General features: G+C 44.0%; 13 protein-coding genes. 5 read left to right on the top strand and 8 right to left on the bottom strand.

Annotation, left to right across the window (positions count from 1 at the left end):
- Positions 1-93 precede the first annotated feature (93 nt).
- Positions 94-555: a BufA2 family periplasmic bufferin-type metallophore gene (gene bufA2, locus OQE68_RS27545; protein WP_180566831.1), complete on the bottom strand. Its 462-nt coding sequence runs from the start codon at positions 553-555 to the stop codon at positions 94-96.
- Between the two features lie 176 nt (positions 556-731).
- Here bufA2 and OQE68_RS27540 point away from each other — a divergent pair, with 176 nt between their 5' ends.
- Together OQE68_RS27540 and OQE68_RS27535 are read left to right on the top strand one after the other, a co-directional pair.
- Positions 732-875 (top strand): hypothetical protein, encoded by a 144-nt coding sequence (locus OQE68_RS27540; RefSeq protein ID WP_180566832.1) that lies wholly within the window; start codon positions 732-734, stop codon positions 873-875.
- A 158-nt stretch (positions 876-1033) separates the two neighbouring features.
- Positions 1034-1258 carry a cell division protein ZapB gene (locus OQE68_RS27535; protein WP_180566833.1) on the top strand — a complete coding sequence of 75 codons (225 nt, stop codon included), beginning with the start codon at positions 1034-1036 and terminating at the stop codon, positions 1256-1258.
- Between the two features lie 57 nt (positions 1259-1315).
- Here the strand turns inward: OQE68_RS27535 and OQE68_RS27530 are convergent, their stop codons facing one another.
- The gene (locus OQE68_RS27530) at positions 1316-3439 is read right to left on the bottom strand and encodes a methyl-accepting chemotaxis protein (protein ID WP_180566834.1); all 2124 of its coding nucleotides are present in this window, start codon (positions 3437-3439) and stop codon (positions 1316-1318) included.
- Positions 3440-3621: 182 nt separating this feature from the next.
- Between OQE68_RS27530 and aceK the strand changes: the two genes are divergently transcribed.
- The 3 genes from aceK (at position 3622) to OQE68_RS27515 (ending at position 10369) form a co-directional block, all read left to right on the top strand.
- Complete coding sequence (gene aceK, locus OQE68_RS27525; protein ID WP_180566835.1) at positions 3622-5433, top strand: bifunctional isocitrate dehydrogenase kinase/phosphatase; 1812 nt, start codon at positions 3622-3624, stop codon at positions 5431-5433.
- Between the two features lie 69 nt (positions 5434-5502).
- Positions 5503-9972, top strand: coding sequence for a transporter substrate-binding domain-containing protein (locus OQE68_RS27520; RefSeq protein WP_180566836.1), 4470 nt, complete (start codon positions 5503-5505; stop codon positions 9970-9972).
- Positions 9965-10369, top strand: coding sequence for a response regulator (locus OQE68_RS27515; protein WP_180566837.1), 405 nt, complete (start codon positions 9965-9967; stop codon positions 10367-10369). Before OQE68_RS27520 ends, OQE68_RS27515 begins: the two co-directional genes overlap by 8 nt.
- 55 nt (positions 10370-10424) lie before the next feature.
- Here OQE68_RS27515 and OQE68_RS27510 read toward each other — a convergent pair whose 3' ends face one another.
- The 6 genes from OQE68_RS27510 to OQE68_RS27485 form a co-directional block, all read right to left on the bottom strand.
- Positions 10425-10709 carry a type I secretion C-terminal target domain-containing protein gene (locus tag OQE68_RS27510; protein WP_180566838.1) on the bottom strand — a complete coding sequence of 95 codons (285 nt, stop codon included), beginning with the start codon at positions 10707-10709 and terminating at the stop codon, positions 10425-10427.
- Positions 10710-10865: 156 nt separating this feature from the next.
- Positions 10866-12401, bottom strand: a complete 1536-nt coding sequence (locus OQE68_RS27505) for a methyl-accepting chemotaxis protein (RefSeq protein WP_180566839.1) — start codon at positions 12399-12401, stop codon at positions 10866-10868.
- A gap of 362 nt (positions 12402-12763) precedes the next feature.
- Positions 12764-13111, bottom strand: a complete 348-nt coding sequence (locus OQE68_RS27500; protein WP_180566840.1) for a PilZ domain-containing protein — start codon at positions 13109-13111, stop codon at positions 12764-12766.
- Between the two features lie 173 nt (positions 13112-13284).
- Entirely contained in the window at positions 13285-14175 is an 891-nt protein-coding gene (gene speB, locus OQE68_RS27495) for an agmatinase (protein WP_180566841.1), read from the bottom strand.
- A 23-nt stretch (positions 14176-14198) separates the two neighbouring features.
- Positions 14199-15365: a carboxynorspermidine decarboxylase gene (nspC, locus tag OQE68_RS27490; protein ID WP_180566842.1), complete on the bottom strand. Its 1167-nt coding sequence runs from the start codon at positions 15363-15365 to the stop codon at positions 14199-14201.
- Between the two features lie 23 nt (positions 15366-15388).
- Positions 15389-16588 carry a saccharopine dehydrogenase family protein gene (locus OQE68_RS27485; RefSeq protein WP_180566843.1) on the bottom strand — a complete coding sequence of 400 codons (1200 nt, stop codon included), beginning with the start codon at positions 16586-16588 and terminating at the stop codon, positions 15389-15391.
- Positions 16589-16611 lie beyond the last annotated feature (23 nt).

Raw genomic sequence — 16611 nt, 5'->3', positions numbered from 1 at the left:
TATTTGTTGTTAACGGCTCTCTATGTGCTAGCAATCTAAAGCTCAAAAAAATTAAAGCACAGAATTAAAGCACAGAAAGAACCGTTCAAAATACTAACCCACTTTGCCGCCAATATCTTCACAGGATTTTTGAGGTGTTAACACAAACCCCTGGCCTTTACAGGACGCTTGACCAGCACAGGCATTATTGGCCGTTTTGCAGTCATTGTGGCCTTTACACAGATTGACATCATAACATTTGACTAAGTCTGCTTTACTCACTTGACCACGCCAGTCGTCTTTTACTTTACCGCCTACATCATTACAGGCTTTGGTTGGCATAGCGACAAACCCCTGGCCTTTACAGGACGCCTGACCTTTACAGGAATTGTTGGCTGTTTTGCAGTCATTATGTCCACCACAGATATTAACCCCATAACAGTGAGCTAGGTCGGTTTTGCCTGCAGCCGCCGTTGATGAATGGGTCGACTTGCTGGGACCTACGCAGCCGCTGATCAGGCTGGCAGCAGTCATGGCAATTGCTACCCCAGATAAATTGAGTTTGGTTTGTTTCATGGGCTTCCTTTCCTTTATTTTCCCTTATCCTGTTACTTCATATCGGGCACTTAATTTATTTTCTGCAACCCCCTCTGGTAGAGAAGTACATGAAGTACACCTTTTGATGTGGTTACTTCATGGCGGATATCGTGTTTAAAAAGAATATGCACTATAAGACAAGGATGAAATCAACCATGAGTCAAATAAAAAAAATAGTTAATAGTCAGCTTACAGTTTGGTTACGTTTGGTTGGTAAGGTTGGTAAAAAAGTAGGCAGCGCCTTGATTGCGTATTTACCAGCAGGTCAGAGGCAGCAAACAATGATTAGAGGGCCCTAAAGTGTATTGAAAACTGTGATATATTTTAATTGTGGTATGTTTCAAAAAAGAACAACTGTTATTGTAAATTGGCTAAGATAATCTTTAATTTTTTAACTTAGTCACACTATAATATAGAGCCTATTACATTACTTTTGTTAAATTGACTGAGAACCCTTATGTCTACAGATCATTTAGCTCGGCTGGAAGAAAAAATCCAACAAGTCGTTGATACCGTTAGTTTGCAACGGATGGAAATTGAAGAGTTGCGTGAAGAAAAAGCCCGCCTGGAAGAAGAAAATAACATTTTGAAGGAAGAAATGGGCCAATGGAGCCAACGGGTTGGTTCTATTTTGGGCAAGCTAGATGCCATGGCAGAAGAGACTGAGGCAGAAGAAGCGTAAGCGCTAGTTGTCTTTAAGGGGTAACAGGAGGCTCTGATACATCAGGTGCATCATATCCTAAAACTTAAAGCGATTAATTTTACTTTGTAGCTCAGTTGATAATCGGCTGAGCTTATCACTTTCTTCGCTGGCACTGTGCGCGCCGTTTGCGACCTCTCCTGCTACATCACTAATGGTGGTGACATTGCGGGTGATGTCTTCAGAAACGGCGTGTTGTTCTTCAGCGGCACTGGCAATCTGAGTGGCCATGTCGGTGATTTGGCTGATAGCACTAACGACCTGTTCCAGTCGACTGGCTGCTGTTTCTGCTTGAACCACACTTTCCTGAGTCATCGTTTGGCCTCGGCTCATAGTGGCAACCGCTGCCTCTGTTCTTTCTTGTAAGCTATTAATGGTCTGACGTATTTCGTCTGTAGAGCTTTGGGTACGACTAGCCAGTGTTCTGACTTCATCCGCAACTACTGCGAAACCTCTGCCTTGTTCACCCGCCCGGGCAGCTTCAATCGCCGCATTGAGTGCTAATAAGTTGGTTTGTTCAGCAATGGATATAATCACATCCAGGATTGAACTGATATTTTCACTATCTTCTTTCAATTGATTTATTACTTGAACCGCATCTTCAACTTCTACTGATAAGCGGCGAATGGTATTAGCACTTTCATTGACGATGGACTGGCCTTCTTCAACAGAATGATTGGCATCATTGGCTGAGTGAGCCGTTTGTGCAGCATTTTTAGCCACATCATTAGCGGTGGCTGACATTTCATTAATGGCTGTTGCCACTTGGTCAATTTCTTCTCGCTGGCGTTGAACACCACTATTGGTGATTTCGGCAATATTCGCGCTTTGGTTGGCAGAGCCATTGACTTGTTCAATAGAGTGGGCGACATCTTTGATCATCAATTGGATTTTCTCAAGAAACTGATTAACCCAATGAGCGAGTGCACCCACTTCATCTGCACGTTTGACATTAATTCGGTGGGTTAAATTACCCTCTTGAGAAGATAAGTCTTTAATTAAAGCCACTACTTGTCGAATGGGCCTGGCGATAGAAATAGACACACGCCATAGTAATAACAGTGAGATGAAAGTGGCAAGCACTCCAATACCCACTTGCAGCAATAAATTATTATTAAACAGCTCCTGTAGGGTTTGTTTAAAGGTATCAAGCTCAGCAAAAACAACGGCTTTTGGGACATCAATAATCATACCCCAGTAGGTGTTGGATGCACCGACGGTAAAGGGCTTAATAACTCGAATATTTCCCCCTGTTTCTTGAATACTGGTTTGGCCTGACTGAATTAAACTAATAATTTTATCCCAGTCAGGTTGGCCAGCAATAGACTGACCAATTTGCTCCGGGGTTGGAGTAGATGCTGCAATAATGCCTAAACTGCTGAGAATGGTGACCTGGCTCTTTGCTTCATAAATAGATTTTTTTAACTCTAAACTCATCTCTTGGAGAAAGTTCATGGAGTAGTCGATACCGGTCATACCGACAAACTTGCCTTTCACGATGATAGGCACGACAAATGAGGTTAATAAGGTTTGAGTGCCTTGGATATCATAAGATGCTGGATCAATAATACATTCTCGTTTCTGGTCTTTAGGGCATAGGTACCACTCACTTTGTCTTACGCCATTTGCTTGTTTAGTGGTGTTATTAAAGCTACCCAAGGGCCGACTAGCCAGGTTACCCGCTTTATTGCGATTCCAATATGGAGCAAATTGCCCGGTGTCTTTTTGTGAGTGCCCGTTTTCTTGGTTTTTAAAGTCAACATCTTTGCTGTCGAACTGGTTGGGTTCCCATCCTGTGTATGCCCCAAGAAAATCAGGGTTATATTCCGTCATCCCTTTGAGCATAGTGGAAACATGTTCTCTGCTGTTTGCCACTTGACTGGTAAATTCGGTGGATTTTAATGCGGCAAACGCTTGAGCCAGCGAGCGTGCCGCGACCATCGCTTTTTCCATGCGGGTAACCATAGTACCCGTTTGGGCACTGGCAATCGCATCTAGTTTTTCTTTGGTGGCCGCTGAAATCAGGTCAGAAGAGTTGTCAGTCACCAGGCTTGCGACCTGTTTACTGGAGATAAAACTGTACCCCACGACAGCTGCAATTGCTAAAACTAAACAGAGGCCTGCATAGACTAAAACTTGAGAAGATATGGATTTAAACTGCATTACGAACAACTTTTGGGTAACTAAGGGTTAGGTGGTTAGCCACGCTAAAAAAATATAACAAACTAATATCGCAGTATGGCACAGATTGGCTGCTTTGCCAGGTTGACCTCTAAGTCATGGCTTTAGCCTGCCATTAGCCAAGGATTTAGCCACAATAGCAAAAAGTAACAGGGAGCAAGTGAGTGGAAAAACAACAGGCCGCAAAACAGATTGCTGATTTAGTATTAACGGGTTTTAGTCATTATCGTTTACGTTTTAGTGAAATTACCTTAGGGGCACGGCGTCGTTTTGAGCGTGCGGCTTGGGGAGAGGTGCAGCGTGCATCCAGTGGACGGATTAACTTATACGATAAAGCGGTGGCGGAAGTGGTGGCGGATTTATCCCAGCATGTGCCAGATGACTGTTTGTCATTGGCAATGTGGCGCCATGCTAAGCAAGCCTATCATCAGTTAATAGTCAGTCGCACTGACTATGAATTGGCGGAGACATTTTTTAACTCGATTTTTTGTCGGGTATTTCGCCATCATGCGATCAGTGAAGACAACTTGTTTGTCCAGTCATCGTTTCCTGCGCCTCCATTGGGGAGCCAGCAGCCCATTTATAATCGCTATCAACCTCAACAGGGGTTAGTGGCGTTGATTAAACAGATATTAATGGACTATGCCTTTGCGATTCCTTATGAAAACTTACGTCGTGATATCAGCCAGATTATTTATTGTATCAAGCAAGAAATGGGGGAGGCATTCTCCAACGAAACGGTCAGTCATGTGGATATTATTAAGTCAGTTTTTTACCGCAATAAGGCCGCTTATTTAGTTGGGCGCATTGTTACTGAAAACATTGTCACTGAAAAAACTATTACTGAAGAAACTGCTACCGAAAAACAGGTCAAACCTTTTGTGTTGCCTTTACTTAACAATGACCAGAGGGCTGTTTATGTAGATACATTAATTATGGACCCCGACGAAGTCAGTGTTATTTTTAGCTTTACACGCTCTTATTTTATGGTACTGGCCCCAATTCCCTCTGAATATGTGCAGTTTTTACAAGAGTTGTTACCCTGGAAGCAACGCTATGAATTGTATATTTCGATTGGTTTTTATAAGCATGGTAAGACTGAGTTTTATCGTGACTTTTTATCCCACTTAGCGGCAACTGATGATCAATTCATTATTGCGCCAGGGGTAAAGGGAATGGTAATGACGGTCTTTACGTTACCTTCCAGTCAGACGGTTTTTAAGGTCATTAAAGATTATTTTGACCCGCCTAAAGAAGTGAATAAAGCGCTAGTAAAAGACAAGTATCACTTGGTAAAAGTTCATGACAGAGTAGGGCGGATGGCGGATACTCAGGAGTTTTCTCACTTTGCGTTTCCTAAACAGCGTTTTGCACCAGAGCTATTAACTGAGCTGCAGAAAGTCGCTCAGTCAAATATCACCATTACTGATGACCAGGTGATAGTACATCACTTATATACTGAGCGAAAAATGACCCCGCTCAATTTATATATTAAAGAAGTGAGGGGTAAAAAGTTGGAGGCTGTTCTGGATGAATACGGCAATGCGATCAAACAACTGGCCGCTGCTAATATTTTCCCTGGTGATATGTTATTGAAAAACTTTGGTGTCACCCGCCATGGACGAGTCGTATTTTATGATTATGATGAAATCTGTTATTTAACGGAGTGTCGTTTTAGAAAAATCCCACCACCCCGTTTTCCTGAAGATGAACTGGCTGCTGAACCATGGTATTCAGTGGCACCTAATGATGTTTTTCCTGAAGAGTTTGGCGTATTTTTATTTGCTGACCCCAAGATTCGTCAGCAATTTACGCGGTTGCATCCTGAACTATTTGATGCGGATTATTGGCAAGAGCTACAGGGTTTAATAGAGCATGGGCAGGTGATGGATGTTTACCCTTATCGGCGAATGAAGCGGTTTAAGCAACACCCTACCCGTCAAAAGAAAAAACCCTCAAAAACAGCCATGAATTAGATAGCAAGGAGCTACACTTAGATTACAGTCAGTAGTCTCGTTAAGATCTGCAGAGAATAGGAATGAGGTTTGGCAGGCAACACAGGTTATCGCTATCAGCTGGGGTTATGTCTGTGGGGGATTGTTAGTTGCTTGTTTAGTCAGTATTGTTTGGCAGTTTATCAGGCTCAGTTAGTCGATGAGGTCAGTGTTCAGTTACCTCAAACAACCTCCACGGAATTACAACCCAATATCAGGCAAAGACTTAGCCAGGTTAACCACTGGCGGGTGGGTACTCTAGCCGATACCTCTGCTCCCTATGTCATCCTTAATGATCGCAATGAGTTAAGGGGGATTGAGGCCAATTACCTGGCTTTACTCCGTAAGCAGTTAGGTATTGAGTTCAGCATAACCGTTTATTCATCGGCTGAAGCGTTATTGAAAGCTGCAGACACAAAAAAAGTTGATCTGGTATTTGCCAGTGAACCTGACAAGTATTTTCATCGCCGATTTACTTTCTTGCCAGCCTTAATACAAGCCCCTATGGGGCTGTTCACTTCCCGTCAAACCAGTTCTGTCAGTATTGACAATTTGCAAGATAACACCATAGCCATCCTTGGTAAGCCTACTTGGCTTCCACTCGTTAAATCCCAGTTGCCAGAGACCACCACGATACGAACCTTTAAGTCTTTTAATACGGCGTTAAAAGCAGTAGCAAAACGAGAAGTCGTCGGGCTGTTGGGTGATAGTGCCATGGCTAATTACTGGCTTAATCAGGTGAATGTACATAACTGGCAATGGCAGCCTGTTAAAGGGTTGGCCAGTTTAAAATGGTTTATCGGTAGTCCACCAGATGACTTGCAGTGGCAAGCGGCCTTACAAGAATTTCTGAAGCAGCTTAGAGATGATGAGCGAAAACTATTGAATGGGCCGTGGCTGAAAGAAGAAGCTGCCATTGGTCGGGGAGCGCTGGCACTCACCCAAGAAGAACAGGCCTGGCTAAAATCTCACCCTGTTATCAGGTTAGGTGTCGATCCTAACTGGCCTCCTTTTGATGCGCTGGATGCCGAAGGGAATCATATAGGGATTGCTTCCGAATATGCCAAGATTATTGGCCAACGCCTGGGGATATCCGTTCATGTTGTGAAACATCAAACTTGGCGCCAGCAAATGAGAGCCATTCAGTATGGGGAGATAGACCTATTGGCTGCTATTTCGAAAACCCCCAGTCGTGCTCAAAATATGCTGTTTTCCAGGCCTTATGCCAAGATCCCGATGGCCATTGTTACTGCCGTTGATGCAGGCTTTGTTGAAGGACTACAGGACTTGGCAGGAAAAAAAGTGGTGGCAGTGTCGGATTACGCCAGTTATGAAATGCTGCGCTTTGACTACCCTTTTGTTTCTGTGATTGAAACGGATTCAGTAAAAAATGCGCTGAACATGGTGGCTAAAGGTGAGGCAGAAGCGACGATAGGCAATCTGGTGGTGATGAGTCAAATGATTCAGCAGCAGTTTTTAGGCAAACTGAAAATCGCAGCGCCTGTTCAGGACCATCCGCAGGATATTCGATTGGCCGTAAGAATGGACTGGCCTCATCTGGTTCAGTTAGTCAACAAGGTGTTGGCCAGTATGACGCCACAGGAGCATCGGGCGATACAGCAAAAGTGGTTAGCTGTTCGTTATGAACATGCTGCTAACTGGCGGCAGGTGTTGACCTATCTGATACCCATCACTGTGGTCATTGTTGTTGCTTGGGCATTGATTCTTTGGTGGAACAAACGCCTGTCTGCTGAAATTGAAAAGCGCCGTAAGCTGGAATTGCAACTTTCTGCTCAACTGGATTTTCAAAAAGTACTGCTTGATACCATCCCTAACCCCATTTTTTTCAAAGACCGAGAAGGTAAATACCTGGGTTGTAATCGGGCTTATGAAGAAGCTTTTGGTATCCATCGGGATGAGCTCATAGGCAAAACGGTATTGGAAGTCCACCAAGATCCCATTAAAGCAGATGAATATGATACGGATGACCGTTCGTTGCTAGATGTAGGTGGGATCACTCACTGTGAGACTCAGGCACATTATATTGATGGGATGGTGCATGATGTGTTGTTCTGGAAGTCTACCTTTGGTGGTCAAACAGGACAGCCTTCCGGGTTGCTGGGAGTGATCGTTGATATTACTGAGCGTAAAGCGGCTGAGCGGGCACTGGAGCAAAGTGAAGAGCGTTATCGCAATCTGCTGAGTAATCTGACTGGCGCAGTGTTTCGCTATCAGGTCAACCAAGACTCCACCATGTTATTTATCAGTGATGCTATCGAATCATTAAGTGGCTATCCCGCTAGTGACTTTATTCATAATAAAGTGCGTAAGTTTGCCAGCATCGTTCATCCTGATGATGTTGAGCAGCTTAGGAAGCAAGTGTTGCAACAGGTAATGCAGCAATCAACCTATAGCATTGAATACCGAATGGTGGATAAAACCGGTCAGTTACACTGGGTATTTGAGCGGGGTAAAGCCATCTATGACCATAATAAAGCCCCTCTCTTTATTGATGGTGTGATTGTTGATATTACAGAGCGTAAAGTTCAGGAAGAGGTGCTTGCCAGAGCTAAAGAAGAAGCTGAGGCTGCTACCCAAGCGAAGTCTGACTTCTTAGCCGTCATGAGCCATGAAATTCGTACTCCCATGAATGGCGTGATGGGGATGTTAGAGCTACTTTGCTATACCTCGCTGCAAGCCGACCAGCAACGGTTGGTGGATACCATGCGTGACTCTGCCACTGCATTGATGCAAATTTTGAATGATATTTTGGACTTTTCAAAAATTGAAGCGGGCAAGCTTAAACTAGATTTTCACCCCGTTGACTTCACCACATTACTGGAATCAGTGGCAGGTACCTTTGCGGCTCAGGCGATAGAAAAGCAGGTTGAACTGCGCTTGTACATTGACCCCTATCTAGCAAAAGAGGTGACAGCTGATAGCGTCAGGATTCGTCAGATTTTATTTAATATGCTGAGTAATGCTATTAAGTTTACGGATATGGGGTATGTCAAAGTTAGCTTGGAAGTGCAGCGAGCGACTGCCCAAACCCAGTGGCTTACGCTGACGGTTGAAGATACTGGAATAGGCATTAATAAAACTAAGCAGGCCAAGCTATTTGAACCCTTCAGTCAAGCAGAAGCCACCACCACTCGCCGCTATGGTGGTACAGGGCTGGGGTTGGTTATTTGCCGGCGGCTGGCAGCAATGATGGGAGGGGAGATCGTTCTAGCCAGTACGGTGGGCAAAGGAACCACTATCAGCTACCAGCAATCTTTTGATATTTGCACACCCAGTGAGCCTTCGGTGGTACTCAATAAACAAGCCGTTTTGGTATTAGTGCAGGACAGTTTTTTAACCAGCAGTATTAACAAATACCTGGGGGCTTGGGGAGTAGAGCAAATACGGCCTGACAAGCTACCTCAAGCGGCGAGTGAAATTCCCAGCTTGTTACAAGCTAACAAAGTCAATGCCCTTGTTGCTCAACAGTATGTCATTCAGCATTACTGGCAGCTGGATGATGCTCATAGCTTGAACTGGCTTGCCAGCCTGGAAATACCTGTCGTGTTACTGTCCCCTAACTATGACCAACAGATTGAAGAAATAGAAAAAGTAGGGGTTAAATTGGGCACACAGCCCTTGTTTCCTTGTTTGTTCTATCGGGCGCTGAAAATTGCCCTAGGCGTTGAAGATTATCTGGCTGATCGACTGACCAGCTTACCTAAAGTGGAGGTGCCTAAACTTAATTTCACTGGCCAAATCTTAGTGGCTGAAGATCACCCAACTAATCAGCAGGTAATTAGACAGCAGCTCAAACTGTTGGGGGTGGATGCTTGTATCGTAGAAAATGGTGTAGAAGCTTTGAAAGCTTGGCGAACAGGCGATTTTGTACTCGTCATATCAGACTGCCATATGCCAGAAATGGATGGTTATACACTCACTCAAACGATACGGGAAGAAGAGCAGCGACTGGGGTATGGACGTATCCCAATTGTCGCACTGACGGCCAGTGCACTGGCTGATGATGCACAAAAATGCCGAGATGCTGGGATGGATGACTTTATTACCAAACCGGTAACTATTCCTGACTTAGGCAAAATTCTTAAGTATTGGCTAGGCAAAGCCATTATCAACCAGCGCCATAAAGAAGATGTTGTGCAGCCAGAGAGTGATGCTGCTGATGCACCCATTCAACTGAGCCAGCTATTGTCACTGTTTGGTGATCAGACCATGGTCAATAAAATGCTGGGGGATTTTATTGACCAAACCCAGCAAGATATCAATAAGCTATCGGATGCCGTGGAGGCCCATGAAGCGGTAGCTGTTGCGGAAACCGCTCACCGGGTTAAGGGAGCAGCTAAAATTATTGAGGCAGATGCTCTGGCAGAAAGTAGCCGTTCCCTAGAGATGGCTGCAAAAGGAGGCGATTGGTCAGGTGTTGGCCATTATATCAGCCAGGTGAAAAGAGAATATGAGCACTTACAGCAGTATATAAAACAGTTTTTGACCAGGAATGAATAAATCACTTGCTGACCTAACCATTATGGTGCTGGAAGATCACGAATTTCAGCGTAATTATTTACTGCTGTTATTACAGCAGTTAGGTATTAACCGTTTGCTGGAGGCTGAAGATGGCCAGACAGCCTTAACGTTGGTGAGTAAACACAGGGTAGATGTGGTGATTTGTGACTTAAACTTACCGGGTATGCATGGTGCTGAGTTTCTTCATCACTTAGGCAAACGTGGCTTTAGTGGTGGTGTAATTATTGCCAGTGAGGAGCCGCAGGCAGTGCTAGAGAACAGTTGTCAAATAGCCAATATGATGGGATTACAGGTTATTGGAACAATAGCCAAACCATTACGAGTTGACTGGTTGGAGAGTACCTTAACCAACTTCTGTACTGAACGATCCAAGTAATAAAAAAAGCCGACCTAGTGGCCGGCTAAGCAGTACCAAGGATTTCTCTCATACGTTACTGATCAATAACTAAGTTGCCGTTGGCCAGTAGGCTATCCAGGATAGCCTGATTATCTGTAGTGCCGTACTCAGCAGATAAATCCACATTTTCCAATACAATTTTTTGTGTCACTGTACCGTTGCCATTTGCGCTAACATCAATGGTGGTTGAGCCACCATCAAAGTTCAGTGCTAAATACTGACTGACAGTATTACTTTGCTCACCAATCAGTAAGTCGTTACCATTCAAGCCACTTAATGTATCGTTCCCTAAACCACCTGTGAGAGTTGTATAAAACACTTGTTTACAAGCATTACTGGTTGTTTTTTTTGAACGGTTAATTAAAAACTAGAAGAAGGTAGGTAAACGTAGCGAGAAATAAACTGATGGCCATGGCTGATAGGTTAATAAATAAGGCATGTGACGGATAAAAATGTTTTAGTAAAAAAGGGGGGGTTAAATTTTAAATCGTCCAACCACCGCTTGCACTTGATTGGCTAAGCCTTCAACTTCATTACTTTTACTTAGCGTTTCTTTAGAGCGCTCTACGGTTTCCTCTGCAACCACAGAAATATTGACAATATTTTCGTTAATTTCACTAATGACCTGGCTTTGCTCCTGAGAGGCTTCCGCGATATGGGAATTCATTTCAGAAATGGTATTGACCGCATCCAGTATTTTGGCAATCGCTGAGCCCGCTTCGGTGACTTTCTCGACACCACTGTTTGCATGGTGCTCTAAGTTTACAATGCCTTTTTCTACTGTTTCACTACAGGAGCGTAGGTTTAAAATGCTTTGATGAATTTCGTCGGTAGACTCATTGGTTTTTTGTGCCAAGGTTCTGACTTCGTCGGCCACCACGGCAAAGCCACGACCCGCTTCACCGGCTCGGGCGGCTTCTATCGCGGCATTTAACGCCAACAAGTTGGTTTGTTCAGAAATGCTTTTAATTACATCCAAAACAGTACCAATATTTTCGCCTTCGGTAATTAATTGTTGTGTTGCGTGGGTAACAGCAGTAATTTCGTCTGCTAAGGACTGAATGGCATTGACGGCCTGATTGACCACATGGGTGCCTTCTGATGCCTTGTTGTTTGCATCTTGTGCGGACTCTGATGCTGAATTCGCGTTATCAGCAACACTGCTAATGGACTGGGACATTTCAGAGGTTGCTGTAGCCACCATATCAATTTTTGTCTGTTGGCTTAAAATGCCTTCGGTTTGCTCATTGATAATATTGCCACTGTCTTGAGAAGAAGACAGTAGTTGTATCGAAACATGGCTTAACTCACGGATAATTTCCTGTAGTTTGGCAACAAATGCATTAAATCCCTGGGCAAGCTCACTGACCTCTGTGGCACTACGCGTTTCCAAACGTTGAGTTAAGTCACCACCACCACCTGCAATATCGTTAATCGCTTCAGTAACATTGCGTAAAGGCGTGACCACGATACGGCTCACAATCACCATGATTAATCCAGCAATGAGAATATCTAAAACCAGCCCTTGGATAACCTGAATAATCAAATTTTCACGTAATCTAGCTTTGACAAAAGAATCGTCAATATACATCACGACCGTGCCCACGTTTTGTTGGTCACCGTCATCATCAAAAATAAGCTCTTTTTCAGTAATTGATGAAACGTTTGCTGGAGGGGCTTTGGCTTTAATTATTTTTTTATGGTCGGCTTCATCTCTACCATACAGGGCTAATACATCACTTTTTGATTTCACCTGAATACCAGCAATGAACTTAGCGGCTTGCATTTCAGAAATAACATTACTGTTAATAAACTCGGGTTCATAGTTCCAGATGGGACCGGGTAAGCTAACGCTGAGTCGTTTAGCAGCATTGGCGGCTTGAGTCTCTAACTCTTCTTCCAGACTGCTTTTAGTAATGTTGTAGTTGTAGTAACCAAAAGCAAACAGCACGATAGAAACAATGGCTACAAACAACAAAATAAATCGGGCACGTATACTTTGCGGAATCATAGAACTACCTGGTACTCGTTATAGCCTGTTAATCAAGCTTTGTTATAACTGTCACTCCAAAACGGTAAGCAAAATACCGTTCTTCATAGCCGAACCCGTCCCAGCCATGAGCTTAATTCTCAGTCTAGTACAGCTTGCCAAGGATGAAAGCAAAAGCGAAAAAATGCTGTCATATACCCTGGTTATTTGTTTGAAATATAATTGCTTTTTTGTAGTTAATGATGTTGAGCTATGTCAGCAAGATAACTTATAACGATAAGCAAAATTGCCCACCTATTTGGAGTGTCGAATTGGGGTGTCGAATGGCTAAAATAGGGAGTGGGTAAATGAAATGGGTAAGTAGATAGTACTAATTCGCTTGCCTAGATACCCAATTCGTTGTGTTCAAGATAGTTCTTTATAAACTGTTGATGATGCTTGTCAATTGCAATGAACTGCAAGCCAATATAAAAGTTGTTTTTTCGCATAGTGACATGTCGCACCAAAGCCCGTGCATAAATAACGGATCTATATTTATCGTACTTTGCTTTTATCATTAAGGCGATAGACTTACTCTTATTCACATTAAGGCTGGAGCTCACTAACGCGCCTTGCTCAGAAATATCAAGAAGCTCTACTGGAATAACAGCCTCTTTTACTTTAAGGGCGGCATTCCATTTGGTTTTTTTACGGGGAGCACGGTTGTCTTGATTAAATAGAAAACTATCCATAAAACATCCTACTAACAGGGCAATTGCTAGTTGATATACTACCCGAAGCACAGGGTCCAATTAATATAACAACTTGTGGCTAGCTCGTCTGTTAAGAAAATATGATGGGAATGATTAACTTAGAAGGAACAACCCCTTTCAATGTTTTGATTTGAAAAGGGTTGTTAGCAGAGTTACTGAGAGATAGATGACTGGGTACGTTGAGTGATACCCATTAATTTATAAGTGAGTAAAGACGCTGCAAAGTCATAGGCATGGAAGCCTTCAATTGGCGCAAATTCCATGATGTCGAAACCGATAATCTCGCGCTGTTTAGCCACAGACTCAAACAAATTCAGGGTTTGATACCAACCTAAACCACCAGGAACGGGTGTCCCTGTAGAAGGGAATACAGAAGGGTCCATGCCATCGATGTCCAGAGTAAAAAATACTCTACTAGGGAAATCTGCGGGCAGCTCGATGGCTTGGATGTTTTGCGGCACTAGCTCATCAGCATCTTGAAAATAGACATTATGTTGTTGGCGGACGGCTATTTCTTCTTCACAAAAAGCGCGAATACCTAGCTGGTATAAGGGAATGCCCATATCCACACAGCGCTTCATGACAGAGGCATGGCTGAGTGGGTCACCTTCATAAGCATCGCGTAAATCGGCATGGGCATCGATTTGAACAATACCAAAATCATCAAACCCAGCGGCTTTTAAGCCTTTAATCACACCATATGTGACGGTGTGTTCACCACCCAGAACAACGGGCATCGCCCCTTGTTTCACAATATGGGTTGTCGCCGCAGCAATATTCTCAACGACCTGTTCTGGGGATACAGAGCAATCAACTGGCTCGCAGGTATAAATCCCTTGTTCACAGGGTTGACTTTTGCCATCCCATTTTTCCAATTGCCAGGACGCTTTTAAAATCGCAGAAGGGCCTAAACAGGTACCGCCACCATAGGAAACAGTTTTTTCGTAGGGTACTGGCAGGACATGGAAATAAGCCCGCTCGGGGGCTGGCTGGTCAATTTCAGAGCCTAGAAAAACAGGGTAATCACTGGTTGGTTCATTCATTACTAATCACTCACAACTATTTTTTATGACAGCCGACATTTAAAGTCTTCGTAACCAAAGGTTTTGACAACGTTAAGCTCATCCGTTTTAGAGTTCCACACTGCCAAGGCTGGTAACTTAGTGCCATTAAAGGTAGTGGTTTTTACCATGGTGTAGTGGGCCATATCTTCAAACAGTAACCGCTGTCCTACCTTCAAAGGCTCGGCAAAGCTGTAGTCACTAATTACATCACCAGCCAAACAGGTGAGGCCCCCCAAACGATAAGTATGAGCAAACTCATTGGGTTCACCAGCACCTAAAATATCCGGGCGATAGGGCATTTCGAGGGTATCAGGCATATGGCAGGTAGCGGAGGTATCCAGAATGGCTTGGTTTAGTTGGTTCCAAGTAATATCCAGTACTTCACAGCTTAATACCCCAGTACCAATAGCTACCGCTTCACCGGGCTCTAGGTATACTTGCACATCGTACTTTTGGCTAAAGGCTTTAATCCGCTCAACCAATTTATCGACCTGATAATCCGAGCGAGTAATATGGTGGCCACCACCAAAGTTAACCCACTCCATCTTTGCTAATAAATGACCAAATTTGGATTCCACAGCATCTAGAGTACGAGCCAGTGGGCTAAAGTCTTGTTCACAAAGGGTATGGAAATGTAGGCCACTGATGCCGTCTAAACAGGACTCATCTAACTCTGATAGTGGAATCCCCAGCCGAGAGCCGGGTGCACAGGGATCATAAATCGGCACGCTCCCTTCTGAATGCTCTGGATTAATCCGTAAACCGAATTGCAGCTCAGGTCGTTTGGCTTTTGCTGCCTGAATCAATGGTTGAAAGCGCTGCCACTGGTTGCAGGAGTTAAAAACAATATGATGAGCAAACGCCAATAGCTCAGCTAAATCAATCTCACTATAGGCAGCCGAGAATACATGGACTTCACCACCATATTCCTCATGCCCTAAGCGTGCTTCATGCAAGCCGCTGGCACAGGTACCGCTTAAGTACTTTGCGGTTAACGGTGCCAGATTCCACATGGAAAAAGCTTTGAGCGCGGCTAAAATTTTAGCCCCACTCTGGTCGGCCACCTGTTTCAGGATGGCCAGATTGCGCTCAACAGCGACTTCGTCTACCACAAAGCAAGGAGAGGGAAGACGGCTTAAATCCAATTGACGGAAGTCAGTAAACTGCATGGCTAATTGATCCAGTCTGGTGTTTAGTGATCCAGGTTAAAACTATCTAATTCGATCACTTTCCAAGGTAAGCCGTGCTCATTCATATCGGCCAAGAATGGGTCAGGATCAAACTGTTCCATATTCCAAACGCCGGGCTTCAGCCATTTGCCTTCCAGCATCATCTTGGCACCAATCATGGCGGGTACCCCCGTGGTGTAAGAAATGGCTTGAGATTTCACTTCCTGGTAGCAGGCCTGGTGATCACAAATATTATAGATGTAGACTACTTTTTCTTTGCCGTCTTTGATGCCGCGAGCCACACAGCCAATACAGGTTTTACCTTTGGTGCGAGGGCCAAGGCTAGAGGGGTCAGGCAGCAATTTAGCCAGTAGTTGAATCGGTACGATCTGTTGGCCATTGTATTCAATTGGTTCAATGCTGGTCATGCCTACATTACCTAGTACTTCTAAGTGCTTGAGGTAATTGTCGGAGAAACTCATCCAAAACTGGGCCCGTTTTAATGTGGGGATGTGTTTGGCTAACGACTCTAACTCTTCGTGATACATGCGATAAATGTCGTACTCACCAACCCCTTCTGGGCAAGTAAAGCGGGCTTTTTTCGACATAGCGGGCGTGGTAACAAACTCACCATTTTCCCAGTGACGGCATTCGGCTGTGACTTCGCGGATATTAATTTCAGGGCTGAAGTTAGTAGCAAAAGGATAACCATGATCGCCACCATTAACATCAATAATGTCCAGCTCATGGACTTCATCCAGATAATGCTTAGCCAAATACGCAGTAAACACATTAGTCGCACCTGGGTCAAAACCACTACCCAATAGTGCCGTTAAGCCTGCCTTTTCAAATTTCTCCTGATAAGCCCACTGCCATTTATATTCAAACTTAGCGGTATCCAATGGTTCGTAGTTGGCTGTATCCAGGTAATGCACACCCGCTTCTAAACAGGCATCCATAATGGTTAAATCTTGGTAAGGAAGTGCAACGTTAATGACCAGGTCTGGCTTTTCTTGTGTTAATAATGCCACCAATTCTGGCACATTATCCGCGTCAACCTGAGCCGTTTTAATAGGGCGATCTAATTGGGCAGCAATTGCCTTACATTTCGCTTCCGTACGACTGGCTAAGATAATTTCTTTAAATACTTCAGGCAATTGCGCACATTTATGGGTGACGACACCACCCACACCACCAGCACCAATAATTAACACTTTTGACATGTTTGTTCTTCCTCTAACGTATA

The sequence above is a fragment of the Spartinivicinus marinus genome, from assembly GCF_026309355.1.
Taxonomy (GTDB): domain Bacteria; phylum Pseudomonadota; class Gammaproteobacteria; order Pseudomonadales; family Zooshikellaceae; genus Spartinivicinus; species Spartinivicinus marinus.
This window is presented reverse-complemented; position numbering and strand designations above follow the sequence as displayed.